14 protein-coding genes are annotated in these 14,373 nt (G+C 61.3%); 8 read left to right on the plus strand and 6 right to left on the minus strand.

Annotated elements, in window-relative coordinates:
* Nucleotides 1–25: 25 nt before the first annotated feature.
* Nucleotides 26–919 carry a LysR family transcriptional regulator gene (locus AC0IYN_RS21615; RefSeq protein WP_406596302.1) on the plus strand — a complete coding sequence of 298 codons (894 nt, stop codon included), beginning with the start codon at nucleotides 26–28 and terminating at the stop codon, nucleotides 917–919.
* Nucleotides 920–1,045: 126 nt separating this feature from the next.
* Here AC0IYN_RS21615 and AC0IYN_RS21620 read toward each other — a convergent pair whose 3' ends face one another.
* The 4 genes from AC0IYN_RS21620 to AC0IYN_RS21635 all read right to left on the minus strand — a co-directional run bounded on the left by AC0IYN_RS21620 (nucleotide 1,046) and on the right by AC0IYN_RS21635 (nucleotide 6,086).
* Nucleotides 1,046–2,905: a DUF3857 domain-containing transglutaminase family protein gene (locus tag AC0IYN_RS21620; protein ID WP_406596303.1), complete on the minus strand. Its 1,860-nt coding sequence runs from the start codon at nucleotides 2,903–2,905 to the stop codon at nucleotides 1,046–1,048.
* A gap of 147 nt (nucleotides 2,906–3,052) precedes the next feature.
* Complete coding sequence (locus tag AC0IYN_RS21625; protein WP_457247490.1) at nucleotides 3,053–4,153, minus strand: DNA alkylation repair protein; 1,101 nt, start codon at nucleotides 4,151–4,153, stop codon at nucleotides 3,053–3,055.
* Between the two features lie 17 nt (nucleotides 4,154–4,170).
* On the minus strand, nucleotides 4,171–5,517 hold the full coding sequence (locus AC0IYN_RS21630) for a glutamine synthetase family protein (RefSeq protein WP_457239926.1): 1,347 nt from the start codon (nucleotides 5,515–5,517) through the stop codon (nucleotides 4,171–4,173).
* Nucleotides 5,518–5,528: 11 nt separating this feature from the next.
* Complete coding sequence (locus AC0IYN_RS21635) at nucleotides 5,529–6,086, minus strand: helix-turn-helix domain-containing protein (protein WP_406596306.1); 558 nt, start codon at nucleotides 6,084–6,086, stop codon at nucleotides 5,529–5,531.
* Between AC0IYN_RS21635 and AC0IYN_RS21640 the strand changes: the two genes are divergently transcribed.
* The 3 genes from AC0IYN_RS21640 to AC0IYN_RS21650 all read left to right on the plus strand — a co-directional run bounded on the left by AC0IYN_RS21640 (nucleotide 6,085) and on the right by AC0IYN_RS21650 (nucleotide 8,220).
* Nucleotides 6,085–6,501: a nuclear transport factor 2 family protein gene (locus AC0IYN_RS21640; protein WP_471843137.1), complete on the plus strand. Its 417-nt coding sequence runs from the start codon at nucleotides 6,085–6,087 to the stop codon at nucleotides 6,499–6,501. The genes AC0IYN_RS21635 and AC0IYN_RS21640 overlap by 2 nt on opposite strands.
* Before the next feature lie 140 nt (nucleotides 6,502–6,641).
* Nucleotides 6,642–6,950, plus strand: coding sequence for an RcnB family protein (locus tag AC0IYN_RS21645; protein ID WP_028619610.1), 309 nt, complete (start codon nucleotides 6,642–6,644; stop codon nucleotides 6,948–6,950).
* A 76-nt stretch (nucleotides 6,951–7,026) separates the two neighbouring features.
* Complete coding sequence (locus tag AC0IYN_RS21650) at nucleotides 7,027–8,220, plus strand: MFS transporter (protein WP_471843140.1); 1,194 nt, start codon at nucleotides 7,027–7,029, stop codon at nucleotides 8,218–8,220.
* Here AC0IYN_RS21650 and AC0IYN_RS21655 read toward each other — a convergent pair.
* Entirely contained in the window at nucleotides 8,183–8,455 is a 273-nt protein-coding gene (locus AC0IYN_RS21655) for a DUF1652 domain-containing protein (RefSeq protein WP_078047830.1), read from the minus strand. The two genes, AC0IYN_RS21650 and AC0IYN_RS21655, sit on opposite strands and share 38 nt — an antisense overlap.
* Before the next feature lie 109 nt (nucleotides 8,456–8,564).
* Complete coding sequence (locus tag AC0IYN_RS21660; RefSeq protein WP_471843143.1) at nucleotides 8,565–10,055, minus strand: PAS domain S-box protein; 1,491 nt, start codon at nucleotides 10,053–10,055, stop codon at nucleotides 8,565–8,567.
* 173 nt (nucleotides 10,056–10,228) lie between these two features.
* Between AC0IYN_RS21660 and AC0IYN_RS21665 the strand changes: the two genes are divergently transcribed.
* The 4 genes from AC0IYN_RS21665 to AC0IYN_RS21680 all read left to right on the plus strand — a co-directional run bounded on the left by AC0IYN_RS21665 (nucleotide 10,229) and on the right by AC0IYN_RS21680 (nucleotide 14,364).
* On the plus strand, nucleotides 10,229–11,197 hold the full coding sequence (locus AC0IYN_RS21665) for a hypothetical protein (RefSeq protein WP_471843145.1): 969 nt from the start codon (nucleotides 10,229–10,231) through the stop codon (nucleotides 11,195–11,197).
* Nucleotides 11,198–11,282: 85 nt separating this feature from the next.
* Entirely contained in the window at nucleotides 11,283–12,086 is an 804-nt protein-coding gene (locus tag AC0IYN_RS21670; RefSeq protein ID WP_028619615.1) for an AraC family transcriptional regulator, read from the plus strand.
* Between the two features lie 698 nt (nucleotides 12,087–12,784).
* A complete protein-coding gene (locus tag AC0IYN_RS21675; RefSeq protein WP_471843148.1) occupies nucleotides 12,785–13,603 on the plus strand; it encodes an ABC transporter ATP-binding protein in 819 nt (272 codons plus the stop codon).
* Nucleotides 13,600–14,364 (plus strand): ABC transporter permease, encoded by a 765-nt coding sequence (locus AC0IYN_RS21680; RefSeq protein WP_123474208.1) that lies wholly within the window; start codon nucleotides 13,600–13,602, stop codon nucleotides 14,362–14,364. Before AC0IYN_RS21675 ends, AC0IYN_RS21680 begins: the two co-directional genes overlap by 4 nt.
* The last annotated feature ends 9 nt before the right edge of the window (nucleotides 14,365–14,373 follow it).

Raw genomic sequence — 14,373 nt, forward strand, 5'->3', positions numbered from 1 at the left:
TCGAGTTTCATGCAATGGAGGCGTCATGTTCGACTGGAACGACCTGCGGTATTTTCTGGAGCTGCAGCGCAGCGGTCGCCTGCTCACCGCCGCGCAACGCCTGAAAACCACGCACGCCACTGTGGCCCGGCATATCGAGGCGATCGAGAAAAGCCTCGGCACCGCGCTGTTCGTGCAGCATGCACAGGGTTACGAATTGACCCCCGCCGGCGAAGCCCTGCTCAAGCACGCCGAAGCCATGGAGAACGTCGCGCTGCTGGCCGAAGACGAACTGACCCACTCCGCCGCGCCCTTGGGCAAGATCCGCCTCGGCGTGGCCGAAGGGTTGGGCGTGATGTTCCTTGCCAGCCGCATGGGCGGGCTGTTCGACCGCTACCCCGGGTTGGAAGTGGAACTGGTCGCCGTGCCGCGCTTTGTCAGCATCCTCAACCGTGAAGCGGAAATCAGCATTCACCTTGAACGTCCCAGCGTCGATCAACTGGTCACGCGCAAACTCACCGACTATCGCCTGGCCCTCTACGCCAGCCGCGCTTACCTGGAGCGCAACCCGCCGATTGAAAAACGCGAAGACCTCGCGGTGCATGCGTGGATCGATTACGTGGATGACCTGCTGTTCAGCCAGGAACTCAAGTTCCTCAGCAGCTTCTGCCGCAACCCCAAGGTGGTGTTCCATAGCACTAGCGTGATTGCCCAGCACCAAGCCGCGCGCTCCGGGTTGGGGATTGCGGTGTTGCCGTGCTTCATGGCGGCCGGTGACCCGGAACTGGTGCCGTTGCTGCCGGGGGAGGGGATCCAGCGCAGTTACTGGATCAGCTCGCGCCGGGAGTTGCACAAGTCGGTACGGTTGCGGGTGTTGTGGGATTACGTGGTGGAGTTGTGCGCGCGGGAGCAACGCTTGTTGCTCGGCGAACCCAGCTGAAGGCATTGGGTTAAACCTGTAGGAGCCGGCTTGCCGGCGATGGCGGTGGGTCAGCGGGCATAGGTGTCGCTGATGCACCGCCATCGCTGGCAAGCCAGCTCCTACAGTTGGGGGGGCAGGTACTCCCTAGAGTTTCACCACCTGATGCACCTGCTCCGCGCAAGCCCGTGCATCCTCGATCATTTTCCCGAACGCCTTGCTGACAATCTCATCACGGCTCAACCAACGCACCTTCTGGCTCAGGCGATAGTGATAACGCAGCCCGCTATTCTCCTGCGAACCCTGCAGGTCCAAGTCATACCACGGCGAACGCACCTGGCAACCCGGGATGGTTTTTTTCATCCGCCCGCCGGTCAGGGTGACGCTGTAGTCATGGGTTTGCGGGTTGCCCAGATCAAGCTCGGCCTGCTGCCCTTGGCGGCGGTAGTTGATAAAACCATCCCAACGATCCTTGAGCGATTCATCGCTATATACGTAGTCATTCGCCAGCTTTTCCAGCGCACGCTGATCATTCATTTTGGCCGTGACGGTATAGCCGTCATGCACCACAAAGCCGGTGGCCGGGCGAGTGATCTGGCAGTCGCTGATCTCGTTGCCGAAGTTGGCGCAGATGTCGTGGTCGGTGGCGGTGCTACCTTGCTGGCGGTCGGCGACGCTCAGTTGCATCAGCGGCAGGCGGCTGAAGGTGATGCTGGCCTGGATCGCGCCATGGCCTTGGCTGTCGTAGTGCACGTGTTTGTCCAGGCGCAGGGTGGTTTCGGGGCGTTCCAGCGGAATGTGTTCCTCGCGCACCTGGCCCTGGGCATCGTTGACCAGCACCCAGCGGTCCTGGATATCGGGCATGACCTGGCCGGGGGCGAACACCGGGTTGGTCGGGTCGAGCCACCACACCTGGCCGTCCACTTCGGCGCGCACGATGGCGTGGTTCGGCGCCTGGGTGCCGGGGATCAGTAGCGACTCGACCACATCACCCCGGCTGACCCAGGCGGTCTCGGCCTTGATGCCACTGGCCTTGAGCAAGGCGGTCAGCAGGATTGCCAGGTCCTTGCAGTCGCCATAACCGTGTTGTTCGATTTCAGCGAGGTTGAAGGGCACGTAGCCGCGCTCTGTCGCCCGCCAATCACCCAGGTAGCGGTAGTGATCGTTGATGTGCTGCATCAATGCCGCGACCTGTTCGGCCGGCGCCAAACCGCGCACGGCAACCACGGCGGCAGCACCTTGTGGCGGCAGGTTGGCACCGAGGATCTGGTTGTAGCGCTGCGCGAACGCCCCGAAGTACGCCTGGCGCTCCAGAGCACTGCCTACCTCGATACGCGGGATGCGCAGCAACGCGGCGTTGGAGGCTTCGTTGATGTAGTTGAGGTAGGTCGGGGCTTTTTGCACCACGTCCAGGGTCTTGCCATTCTGCGACGGCGTTACGCTGAAGCCCTCGAACAGTTCGCTGCGCCACTGGATGGGGCGCTCGGCAGTAAAACGCGCCTTGAACCGGTCGCGCCGCGCCGGGCTGGCGCCGAATTTGAGCACGTAATGAAACTGGGTCATCAAGGGTTTGGCGGCGTGGTGCTCGCGTACGGTGTAGCGAATCTGCGTGCCGACGCGCAGGTTGGGGAAGGCCAGCGAGGTCTGTTGGTCGCGGCTGAAACCCTGGTCCGGATTGGGCGCGGTGCGGGTGTCGATCTGCGTCGCATCCAGCGCCACTGGCTTGGCGCCGGGCTGGGTGGACTGCGCGCTGATCACTTCAAAGGTATCGCCCTCAGAGTAATCGAAGTCGATGCGCGAGAGCATTTCGCGGCCGTTGGGCTTGAGGATCGTATAACGGTAGGTGGTGGTGCAGTCGGTGCTGGCGTCGCGGTTGAAGTGGCAGTGCAGCTCGGTGTCGCTGGCCAGTGGTGCTTCGGCCAGGGGTTGCTTTGCCGCGAACACACCAGGGCTGGCAAGCCCCAGACTGAGGACAATCAGGGGGCGGTGAAACGAAAAACGGTACATGGGCGCCTCGGGTGACACATCGAAACAGCTACCCGACGGGTAGCGAGAAGGCGCCGGATGATAATGGATCGCAACAACAAAAGCCAGGATTGTTCGACAATTTATGTGGCTGAAAGGCCCGTTCTAGAGCCTTTTCTTTGATTTGTGTCAGTCGTTTCGCAGTTCGAAGTCGGCGCTGGCGAGCTTCTCGCCGTTGATCAGCACATGGACGACATGCTTGCCGGGGTAATGCTTACGCGTGGTCAACTCGCGGATATGTTGCTCACGTCGGATGCTGTGAAGTTCGCCAGCGCCGAGGGTAAACGCCTTGAGCTTGAACACCTTTGCGGCGCTGTGGCCGGCGCTTTTCACGTAGTCGATGGCGTAGTCCACCACCAGTTTCTGTGCGGTAGTGGCGGTGGACTCCAGGCTGAACGACAGGTTGATGCGGTCGCCCAGGTTGATCACCGCCGGCGTGACCTGTAGGTGGTGGATCTTCACCTCGGCCTTGGCACCCGCACCCATGATCGTCAGCGCGCGGGTGTTGCCTTGCTTGATCAGGCTGCGCAGGGCATGGCGGGCGATCCAGGCGGTGTGAGGGTTCTCCAGGTTCCAGCCTTCGATCAGGCTGAGCACCCAGTCCGGGTGGTCCTTGGTGATGTCGTTGAGGTGGTTGGCCACGGACTTGCGCACGTACAGGCTGCTGTCGGCCTTGAGGTTGTCGAGTATCGACGCGCACAGTTCGGGGTTGGCCTGCACGTCGGCCAGGCGGAATGACCAGGGCAAGCGCGGCCGCGAGCCTTCGCTGGCGAGGCGACGCACGTGTTCGTTGTCATCCAGTGACCAGGCTTGCATCACCGCTAGGGTGCGCGGGAAGTCGTGCAGCAAAAAGTGGCGGATGGCGAATTCGGCGGAACCAAAGGCAGTGAAGTACTTGAGTGCGGCCATCGAGCGCTTGAAGTCGTGCAACCCGTAACTTGCCACGAAATGCGGCAGGAACAGGCTGACGAACGCGCTGTTCAGGCGTGGGGCCAACGCATAAAGCACCTTGAGGGTTTGCGGGTAATCCAGCGGGATCACCGCATGCAGGCTCTCGCTGACCCGCGCCATGCGTTGCATCACCGATAACTCGGCCAGCCCGCTCTTGGCGTGCTTGAGGAAACCCTTGGCGTTGAATGCCGGGTACACCGCCGTCATCTCGGTGGCTATATGGTGCAGGCGTTCGACATTGAAGATTTCCTTCAGCGCCGGGGCAGCTTGTTCGGTCATCGATGATTCCTGGGCGGTTAAAGAAACCAGCGGTATTCCCGCGCATTGATCTCTTGTTGAAAGGCCAGGTGATCCTGGCGCTTGTTCTCGCAATACACGTCGATAAATTCAGCCCCCAGCTTATCGCGCAATACCGCGTGATGCTGCATGGCACGTACGGCGTCGAGCATTTCCAGGGGAAAGCCGGTGCCGCTGCTGCGGTCCTCGTTCAGCGGGGCGATGGGTTCGCGCTTGGCTTCAAGGCCATGCTCCAGGCCGACCAGGATCGCGGCCAGCACCAGGTAGGGGTTGGCATCGGCACTGGCCAGGCGATGCTCGATGCGCAGGTTGCGCGGGTCGGACTCGGGAATACGCACGCACGCGTCGCGGTCTTCGAAGCCCCAGCTGGCGCGGGTGGCGGCATTCACCGTACCGCCCAGGCGGCGGAAGGCGTTGTGGTTGGGCGAGAAGATCGGCATGCAATGGGGCAACAATTCCAGGCACCCGGCCACGGCATGGCGCAGGGGTTGTTGCTGATGAGCCGCCAGCACATTGTTGCCCGCGCCGTCATACAGGCTCACATGCACATGCATGCCGCTGCCAGGGAATTGCAGGTAAGGCTTGGCCATGAAGCTGGCGCGGTAACCATGCTTGAGCGCCACGCCACGGGTGCTGCGGCAGAACAGGGCGGCCCAGTCGGCGGCGCGCATGCCATCGTCGAGGTGGCCGAAGTTGATCTCGAACTGGCCTGGGCCGATTTCGGCGGTGATCACCGTGATATCGATGCCTTGATCCTTGGCGGTTTGCGCCATGTCGTCCAGCACATCGCCGAAGCGCGACAGCCGTTCGATATGCAGGTTGGGCTGGTCATCGGCGTCATCGCTCAACGGATCGCGGGCGAATTGCGGCAGGCCGTTGTCGAGTTTTTTGTCGAACAGGTAGAACTCCAGCTCAAACGCCACCACCGGGTGAATGCCCTTGTGCTGCAGGCGCTCCAGCACCTTGGCCAGGACTTCGCGGGGTTCGAACTCGATGGGTGCTTCGGTGCCGTCCGAAGTGATCAGCATCTGGCCCAAAGGTTGCGATTCCCAATTCACCGGCTTGAGCGTGCCCGGTACCAGGCGCCGGTTGGCGTCTGGGTCGCCGTCGTTGAAGCAGTAGTCGCCAATCTTGAACAACCCGCCCTGAGCCCCCAGCAGCACGGCATTCTGCGGCAGCTTCAAGGGGCTGCCGGCGGCGACTTTTTCCAGCATCTCGATGGGGTAGCGCTTGCCGTAGAAGTGCCCGGGAATGTCCAGGGCGATCAGGTCGACATAACGCACGTCGGGATGGTTCTGGCGAAAGGTCCGTACTTCGGCCAGTAACGTGGAGGCATGGCTTTTCACGGGTGTTGCTCCTAGTTGTAAACCCACAGCACGCGGGCGGGCAGGTCGGTCAGGTTGGCGTAGCGGCAATGGGCGAAGCTGGCCAGGTGAAAGCTGTCGCCGGGGCCGAGGGTGACCGAGTCGGCCTCACCCTCGACCCACAGGGTCAACTCGCCCTCCAGGACAAAACCGGCCTGTTCGGCGCGGTCACTCATGGTTTGTTCACCGCTGTTGGCACCGGGTGCCAACAGGCTGTCGAGCATCGAGAACGCGCCGTTCATGCTCGGTGAGACGAGAATGTCAGTGATGCCATTGGCGTAATACACCGTACGCCGCTCGTTGGGGCGGGTGATCCAGTCCACGGCCTTGGGTTTTGGCTGGCTGTAGAAATAGGTGGTGGGCACGTCGAGGGCGTGGCTGATGGCGGTCAAATCCGCCACGGTTGGGCGGGACAAACCGCGCTCGACCTGGGACAGGAAACCCACCGAACGCTCGATTTTTTGCGCCAACTGCGCGAGGGTGAGCTTCTTGTGCTTGCGCAGGTCGTGGATCAGCGCCGCGAGGGTGGCAAGTTCTTGTTGTTGGTTCATGAAATTTTTTTTGATTAATTTCATGAAAAAATACGGGATTTATTTCATGGAGGCAATAGGCATGGATTTACACGCGCACTTGTTCGGGCTGGAACAAGCACTACAGCAAAGCGCGACCCGTTCGGATACGAGGCAGTTGGAACGATTGCTGGCCGATGATTTTGTTGAGTTCGGCGCCAGCGGCCATGTGTGGGGCAGCAAGGCCGAGGTGATCGACGGGCTGCAGGATGAGGTGTTTTCTGCGCGGAGCATGACTGAGTTCGTGGTGAAAATGCTGAGCGAGCATGTAGCGTTGGTCACCTATCGCTGTCACCGGAGCGGAGTCGGGACCTCGTTGCGCAGCTCGGTATGGCGGGCAGAAGAAGGGCAGTGGCAGATGGTGTTCCATCAAGGCACACCCCTGGCAGTTGTTTAGCCATTGCTGTGGCGAGGGGGCTTGTTCCCGCTGGGCCGCGAAGCGGCCCCAACCCATTGGGGCAGTGAGAGGCCCGATGGAATGATCACGCATCGCAGCGGTCCGAACCTGGGTACGCATCATTCATTGAAGGAGCACCCATGAAAGCCAAATCCCTGATTGCCAGCCTGCTGGTCGCCACAAGCTTGTCCACCGCCAGCTTTATCGTGCAGGCCGGTGACACCCCCCAGGAAACCGTGCAACCTTCGAACATCAACACCCGTGACCTGAAAGAGGGTGATCGTGCGCCGGACATGCTGATGCGCAAGGAATCGGCGGTCAGCGACTGGAAAAAGCGCGGCCTCAAGCAGCCTGAGGAAGACAGCCAATGGACGCGGGTAGGCGATAAATTCGTGCTGCTCAAGACCACCAACGGCACCATTCTCGAGATCACCCCCGTCAAGAAATGACCGTGTCTGTAGTGCCTGCCCTGGGTTAAGGTAACCGGCCATAGACGCCGCGTTACCTTCAACGATCGAGAGCAGGATGCTTGCCACAATAAGAAACTACCCCCGCACCGTAAACCTGCTGCTCTCGGCCACGCTCATGCTGACGCTGGCCAAGGCCATCACCTTTCCCTACCTGGTGATTTACCTTACCCACCGCTTTGCCCTCGACATCACCCAGGTTGGCCTGGTCATTGGCAGCTCGCTGATCGTCGGCTCATTGCTCAGCGTGTATGGCGGTTTCCTTGTCGACCGCATCAACAGCTACCGGCTGTTGCTGGGGCTGAGTGCGCTGTTTGTACTGGGCTTTATCGGCACGGTGCTGGTGCAGCATTTCTGGGTGTTCTATGCCTGCCTGATTCTGATCAACCTCGCGTACGCGGTGATCGATATCGCCGTCAAAGCCGGCTTTGCCAGCCTGTTGCCCGAAGAGGCGCGCAGCGAAGTGTTTTCCATCAAGTACACCCTGACCAATGTCGGTTATGCCGTGGGGCCTTTTTTCGGGGCGATGATTGCCAAGTTGGATATCAGCTTGCCGTTTGTGTTGTCGGCGCTGCTGGGGGTGGGGTTTTTCCTGCTGTACTGGCGTTGGGGCGACCGTAGGCTGACCACCGTCGAAGCCCTGCAAAAGCCTGTGCCATTCCTGGCCGTCGGCCGCGTATTGCTGCGCGATCGTCGCCTGGTCTGCTTCACCCTGGGGGGTGTGCTCAGTGCCGTGGTGTTCGGCCAATTCACTGCGTGGCTGTCGCAATACCTGGTGACGACTACCACCGCCGACTACACCTACACCGTTGTCAGTGCGGTGCTGACCACCAACGCGGTGTTGGTGATTGCCTTGCAATACGTGATCGGGCGGCGCATCTCGCATCGTTACCTGGGCCAGTGGCTGATCGCGGGCCTGGGCATGTTCATGCTGGGGGTGATCGGCTTTGCCTTGTCCACCAGTGTGCTGTGGTGGGTGCTGGCGATGGCGGTATTCACCGTAGGGGAGATCATCGTGTTCCCGGCCGAGTACATGTTCATTGACCGGATCGCCCCGGACCACTTGCGCGGCATGTACTACGGGGCGCAGAACCTGTCCAACCTGGGTGCCGCCCTGGGGCCGGTGTTGTGTGGGCTGGTGCTGGCGAGCCTGCCGGCCCCCTATATGTTCCTGATGCTGGGGGCGTTTATTGTGGCTGGCGGGGTGTTCTATTTCATTGGTGCGTCGTTGAAGGCAAGTCATCCAGCGTGAGCTTGCCCACGTTGTTGCTTTGCAATTCGTAGCGCAACTCTTCCACCATCTTTTCCACTTCTTGCGGGGTCTGCAGTCGGTTGGTGCTGATCCCGGTCACCACCAGGTCGACGCGGCCGGTTTCGGCGTCGTAGACCTTGAGGGTCAGGGACGCGTCCCGGCACAACGTGAACTCACAGGTCAGTGGCGACAAGCCTTCTTCAATGCAGTTTCGCAGTTGGGAGAGGGTAAACATGCGGGTTCCTTCAGGGCGTAAAGTTCGACCCCTGAAGGGTATTGCTTGCCCCTCGCGGCAATAAGGCGAATTCGCACTAGCCGCACTAGTGCATTTGCACTGGCGAGGGCTATTTTTTAACCCGCAATTCACCGGCAAACAGCCCGCGTTCACGGGCCCAGACGATCGCTGCGCTGCGGCTGTGCACATCCAGTTTGGAATACACCGTGGCCACATGGTTACGCACCGTGTTGGGCGCCAATTTCAAGCGCGAAGCGATCTCCTTGTCAGCCAGGCCTTCGCAGATCAGCCCCAGCACATCGCGCTCTCGGGCGGTGAGGTCGGTGAAGGCGACATTGGGTTGGCTGGGGCTGTTGACGCTCTTGGCGTTGGCCAGTTTTTCAATGAGGGTCTGGCTGAACCAGGAGGCGTCCTGCATCACTTCCTCGATGGCCGCCACCAGTTCCAGCTCCGAGCGCTTGCGTTCGGTGATGTTCATCATCACCAGCAGATAGCAGGGCACGTCCTGGATGATCACCGTGTCGGCGGAGACCACGCAGTCGATCACCTCGTTGCCTTTCTTGCGCACCTTGATGTCCTGGCCGTCGAGGTTGCCGGCCTTTTCCAGGTTGGCGAACAACTGCGCGGCTGCCTGCGGGCTGTCGATAAAGTCGATGTCTTCGATGGATTTACCGATCAGCTCCTCGCTGGTATAGCCGGTGATGCTCATGAAGGCTTCGTTGATGTCCACCACCTGGCGGTTGGCGGCGCTGCACACCAGGGTGGGCACCGGCGTCAGGCGGAACGATTTGGCGAAGCGCTCCTCACTCTGGCGCAGGGCGATTTCCGCCTTGCGGCGCGGCTCCAGGTCCATGAAGGAGAACAGCATGCAGTCCTCTTCGTTCATGTCCAGCGGTTGCCCCGCGACGATCACCAGTTTGCTGCCGCCCTCGGGCAGTTTCAGTTCGGCCTGCATTTGCGGGATGGTCGCGCCTTCGCCCAACCGCTGGATGGCCAGGTCCTTGCGCTCGGCCTGTTCCAGCACATCCAGTTCGTACACCGACTTGCCGATGACCTGGTCGCGGTTGTAGCCGGTCATCTCCAGAAAGCCCTGGTTCACCTTGATGTAACGCAAGTCGCTCAGGCGGCAGATCACTGCCGGGGCCGGGTTGGCGTTGAAGGTTTTTTCGAAGCGCTGTTCGGCGCTGGCCCACTCGGTGGCGTCGCTGAGGATCAGCACCAGCAATTCCGGCTCACCGTGGGCGTCACTGATCACCAGGCTGCGCAGGCGATGGACCCAGGTTCTGTCGGCGTCGTCGGTGGGGGAAACTTCCACCACCACGTCACTGAACTCTTCGCCAGCGGCGACGCGGGCGAGGGGGTAGTTCTCCAACAGCACCGGGTGGTTGTTGCGATAGCGCAGGGCAAAACGTTCGGCGTAGGCGTGGGTATTGGCACCCAGTGCAGCGACGTCATCGATGCCGTGCATGTTCAGCGCAGCTTCGTTGGCCCAGAGGATGGTTTGGTCGACTTCCGCGAGGATGATGCCGTCGGAGACCCCGGAGACAATCTGCTGCAGCTGGCGGCGGTTGGTTTCTTTGGCGAGGACATCCTGGGTCATGGTTTCTCCGGGTTTTAGACGCGTGGAATTACGACACCGGGGCTTCAGGATAGTGCAGACCAATTGCCTGGGGTGGGGTGCAAATGCACTATTCATCCCGGTGCATTTGCGCGGGGACGAGCGGTACTTGGCTCGCCAGACTGAGGCGGTCAATAACGCAAAAAGGATTAATCATGACCCCTGTCTATGAAACCAACCGTTCGCCATTTCGCGTGTCCTGGAGTGCGGTACTGGCCGGGAGCGCAATTGCCCTGGTGAGTTACCTGGTGCTGAGTGTGTTGGGCACCGCCATCGGCGCCAGCGCCGTCGACCCCATGCAAGCCGGCAACCCCTTGAGTGGGTTCGGCACGGGCGCCGGGATCTGGCTGTTTGTCTCGACCCTGGTCGCTGTTGGCCTCGGCGCCTTTGTGGCCGGCCGCACGGCCCCTGATCGCGGCGGCCTGCACGGCGTCCTGACCTGGACCCTCACCACGCTCCTCACCACCTGGCTGCTGGCGGGCTTGGCCGCCAGTGTCGTCGGCACCGCCGGCAATGTGGTAGGTAAAGGCCTGTCGGCTGCCGGCAGCGGCATTGCCGCGGTAGCACCAGGCATTGGCGACAGCCTCAAGCAGCAGCTGAACGAGCAGGGCATCCAACTGGACTGGAACAGGCTGCAAGGCGAGCTGGACACCTTGCTCAAGCAAAGTGGCAAGCCTGAACTGGACCCGGCCAACGTCGAACAGAAAACCGACCAGGCCGCTGCCGATGGCAAGCAGTCGGCGACCGCCGCAGCCAGCAACCCTGCCCAGGCTGGCGATGCGTTGAAGCAATGGTTCGAGCGCGTCAAGGCTTCCGGTGAGCCCGCGCTGAATGCAGCGGACAAGGACGCATTGGTCAATATCGTTGCGGCCCGCACCGGCAAGAGCAAGGAAGAAGCGACCCAGATCGTCGACAACTACGCCCAGGCCTATCAGCAGGCGATGCAAAAGGTTGATGAACTGAAGCAACAGGCCGAGCAGAAAGCCCGTGAAGCTGGCGAAGTCGCGGCCAAACAGCTCTCCCGTGCGGCCTGGAGCACCTTGGCCATGCTGTTGTTGGGCGCGGCCTTGAGCTTCCTGGTAGGGCGGATGGCCCTGACCACGCGCCGAGTGCCATTGGCTTAACAATGCTTGCAGCAGGGACGCTGCTTTTCACTGGCACCAAACATGCTAGTGTCAGCATTCCAATACCCACCGGCAGTGCCTGGCGATGCGTGATATCTACAGCGTCTTCAACTCCAACGGCGCCTATGAAACCGGGGCCCATGCCCATGACGAGTTCATGCTCATGGTGCCCGAGCACGGCTTGCTGCGCTTCAAGGACGAAGACAGCGGGCGCAGCACCTCGGTGATCGACCGCCAGTTCGTGCTGGTGCCGCCGCAATGCAGCCATTCGTCCTCATCACTCACGGCCAGCCAGGGCCACCTGGCGTTCTACGTCGACCCTGACTACATGCGCTACGCCCTGCGTGACCTGTCCGGTGACGCCAACCGCCTGCTGCGCGTGCCCACCCTGGGCATCTGGCAAACCTCCGCGCCGCTGCACCATTTGTTGCTGGCGAAAAAAGCCTTCAGCCAACCCGACCCCTACGTAGATCGCCGCCGCCAACTGGCCCAGGCCGATCACCTGTTGTTGCTCGAATGCCTGGCGATCTCCCTTAGTCAGCCGAGCCTGCAACGCTCTTCCACCGAGCGCCATGGCGCCATGTTGGTGCGCGATGTGAAAGCCTATGTGGAAGGCAATCTCGAGCATGCGCCTGGGCTGGATGACATAGCGGCGGTGTTCCATCTGTCCCGCCGACACCTGACCCGCCTGTTCGCGCAGCACACCGGTGAAACGGTGTTGGCCTATGTGCAACGGCTGCGCCTGGAACGGGCGCAAACCCTGCTGCGGCATACACGCCTGTCGGTGCTGGAGATCGCCAACAACGTCGGCTACGAATCGCCATCGCACCTGGCCCATGTGTTCCGCCGGGTGTTGGGCATCTCCCCGGATGAATGGCGCCGTAGCTGACACCCGCACTAACCACAATGCGAAGCGAGCCGTTCTTGATCGTGATCTTGATTTTGATCTGGCTTTTGATCTTAGGCGCCCCGTCAAACACGCTGGCCGGAATTCGACAGGGATTTGGGGGGTAAACCGGCAGGGATGCCGGTTTAGCCGCCCCGCGCCATGGATGGCGCGTGGCGGCGGCCCCCCAAATCCCTGGCGGATTACGGGCACACCGAGCGTGAGCGAGGTGCCGAGTGTTGGGGCAAGAGCCCTTTTGGTTACTTTTGGGGCTCTTTTCCAAAAGTGACCCGCTGTAAGAGCGGAACCCATAGCAGCCGTTACCTAAATAACGGATATGTACCCGGTCAGATCCAACATCCAGGTCAGCTGCCAGGCCGCCATCGCTGGCAAGCCAGCTCCTACAGTTAGATCGCGGGGTGACAGTTAGAGAGTGGTCGGCAGTTAGGCCGCCTTCGCAGGCAAGCCAGCTCCCACAGTTAGATTGCGGTGTGACAGTTAGATTGTGGTCGTCTGGTAGGCCGCTTTCGCAGGCAAGCCAGCTCCCACATTTGAGTCGGTTCCTCCAGGCGCAACCCCAATCACCGGTGTCCCGATCCCGCGCATGATCCGGCCCGATCCCGTGCGCCACAAATCTGTCATCCCTTCATCCTCTGCTCACCAACAACAGACAAGTCCGGCGTACCGGACGAGGAGGGGCGGTGAGCGCAAAACCCTTTATCCGTTTTTCAGGCGTGCAAAAAAGCTTCAACGTCGAGGGCCGCCAATTTGTGGCCGTGCGTAATGTGTCGCTGGAGGTCCAGCGCGGCGAAATCATCACCCTGGTCGGCCCGTCGGGCTGCGGCAAATCCACCTTGCTCAACATGACCGCCGGGCTGTTCGGCCCCACGGTCGGCGAAGTGCACTACGACGGCGTTGAAGTCAAAGGCGTGAACACCCGGGTCGGCTACATGACCCAGGCCGATCACCTGCTGCCCTGGCGCACCGTGGCTGGCAATATCGCCGTGCCGTTGCAGATTCGCCGCATGCCCAAGGCCGAGATCGAGGCGCGGGTTGAGGAGCTGATGGCGTTGGTGGGCCTCACCGGTTTCGGCGAAAGTTATCCCAACCAGCTTTCCGGCGGCATGCGCAAACGCGCGGCCATGGCGCGCTTGATGGCCAGCGACCCGGAAACCCTGCTGATGGACGAGCCCTTCGGCGCCCTCGATGCGCAAATGCGCCTGACGCTGCAGACCGAACTGCTGCGCCTGTGCCGCAAGCTCAACAAGACCGTGCTGTTCGTCACCCATGACGTCGACGAGGCCATCGCCCTGGCCGATCGCTGCGTGGTGTTCGCCGGTCGCCCCGGCACCATCGACCATGTGCTCGATATCCCGCTGACCGGTGAACGCAACCTGGTGCAACTGCGCTCCGACGCACGCTACGTGGAACTCTGCGCCGAACTGTGGAAACGCCTGGCGCCCGACGTTGCCGGCGCCGCTGACCCTTCTTCATTGGCTCACTCGCTGGAGGTCGTATGATTCAGGTCTATCGCTTGCTGTTCCTGGTGTTCCTCATGCTGTTGTGGGAAGGCGTGTCGCGCTGGTTTGGCGTGGAGTTCTTCATCAGCCGCCCTTCGGCCGTGGCCCAGAGCCTGTGGAAAATCCTGCTCAATGGTGTGTTTTTCTACCATGCCGGCATCACCACCCTGGAGGCGGTGCTGGGTTTTTTCTTCGGCTCCCTCGCGGGCTTGATTGCAGGCCTTGTGCTGGGTCGCGCCAAGTTGCTGGCCGACATCCTCGATCCGTTCTTGACCGCGTTCTACAGCCTGCCGAAAGTGGCGCTGGCGCCGCTGTTCATCCTCTGGTTCGGTATCGGCTTGCCGATGAAAGTCATCCTCACCGCTGCGGTGGTGTTCTTCCTGGTGTTCCTCAACACCTACAGCGGCGTGCGCAACGTGTCCCGCGAGCAACTGACCATCCTGCGCTTGATGGGCGCCAAGGAACGTGACCTGTTGACCATGGTGGTGATCCCTTCGGCATTCACCTGGGTGTTCACCGGCCTGCGGTTGTCGGTGCCTTATGCGCTGATCGGCGCGCTGGTGGGCGAGATCATCGCGGCCAACCGTGGCCTGGGTTATCTGCTATCGGATGCGGCCTCGCAGTTCGACACCGCCGGCGTGTTTGCCGCGCTGGTGGGGATCATTGCTTTGGCGCTGATCCTGAACACGGCGGTGAAGGTGGCCGAAAGCAAGCTGATGCCGTGGAAAGCCAATGAAGCGGAACGTGAAGTCGCGGTTTAACCCCCTCTG

This window comes from Pseudomonas sp. AC112, from assembly GCF_979253545.1.

Excerpts from the sequence above, each read along its gene's own strand:
- AC0IYN_RS21620 (WP_406596303.1), bottom strand. The coding sequence starts at position 2,905 with ATGTACCGTTTTTCGTTTCACCGCCCCCTGATTGTCCTCAGTCTGGGG.
- AC0IYN_RS21645 (WP_028619610.1), top strand. The coding sequence starts at position 6,642 with ATGAAAGCCAAATCCCTGATTGCCAGCCTGCTGGTCGCCACAAGCTTG.
- AC0IYN_RS21670 (WP_028619615.1), top strand. The coding sequence starts at position 11,283 with ATGCGTGATATCTACAGCGTCTTCAACTCCAACGGCGCCTATGAAACC.
- AC0IYN_RS21665 (WP_471843145.1), top strand. The coding sequence starts at position 10,229 with ATGACCCCTGTCTATGAAACCAACCGTTCGCCATTTCGCGTGTCCTGG.
- AC0IYN_RS21660 (WP_471843143.1), bottom strand. The coding sequence starts at position 10,055 with ATGACCCAGGATGTCCTCGCCAAAGAAACCAACCGCCGCCAGCTGCAG.
- AC0IYN_RS21655 (WP_078047830.1), bottom strand. The coding sequence starts at position 8,455 with ATGTTTACCCTCTCCCAACTGCGAAACTGCATTGAAGAAGGCTTGTCG.
- AC0IYN_RS21615 (WP_406596302.1), top strand. The coding sequence starts at position 26 with ATGTTCGACTGGAACGACCTGCGGTATTTTCTGGAGCTGCAGCGCAGC.
- AC0IYN_RS21625 (WP_457247490.1), bottom strand. The coding sequence starts at position 4,153 with ATGACCGAACAAGCTGCCCCGGCGCTGAAGGAAATCTTCAATGTCGAA.
- AC0IYN_RS21640 (WP_471843137.1), top strand. The coding sequence starts at position 6,085 with ATGAAATTTTTTTTGATTAATTTCATGAAAAAATACGGGATTTATTTC.
- AC0IYN_RS21650 (WP_471843140.1), top strand. The coding sequence starts at position 7,027 with ATGCTTGCCACAATAAGAAACTACCCCCGCACCGTAAACCTGCTGCTC.
- AC0IYN_RS21680 (WP_123474208.1), top strand. The coding sequence starts at position 13,600 with ATGATTCAGGTCTATCGCTTGCTGTTCCTGGTGTTCCTCATGCTGTTG.
- AC0IYN_RS21635 (WP_406596306.1), bottom strand. The coding sequence starts at position 6,086 with ATGAACCAACAACAAGAACTTGCCACCCTCGCGGCGCTGATCCACGAC.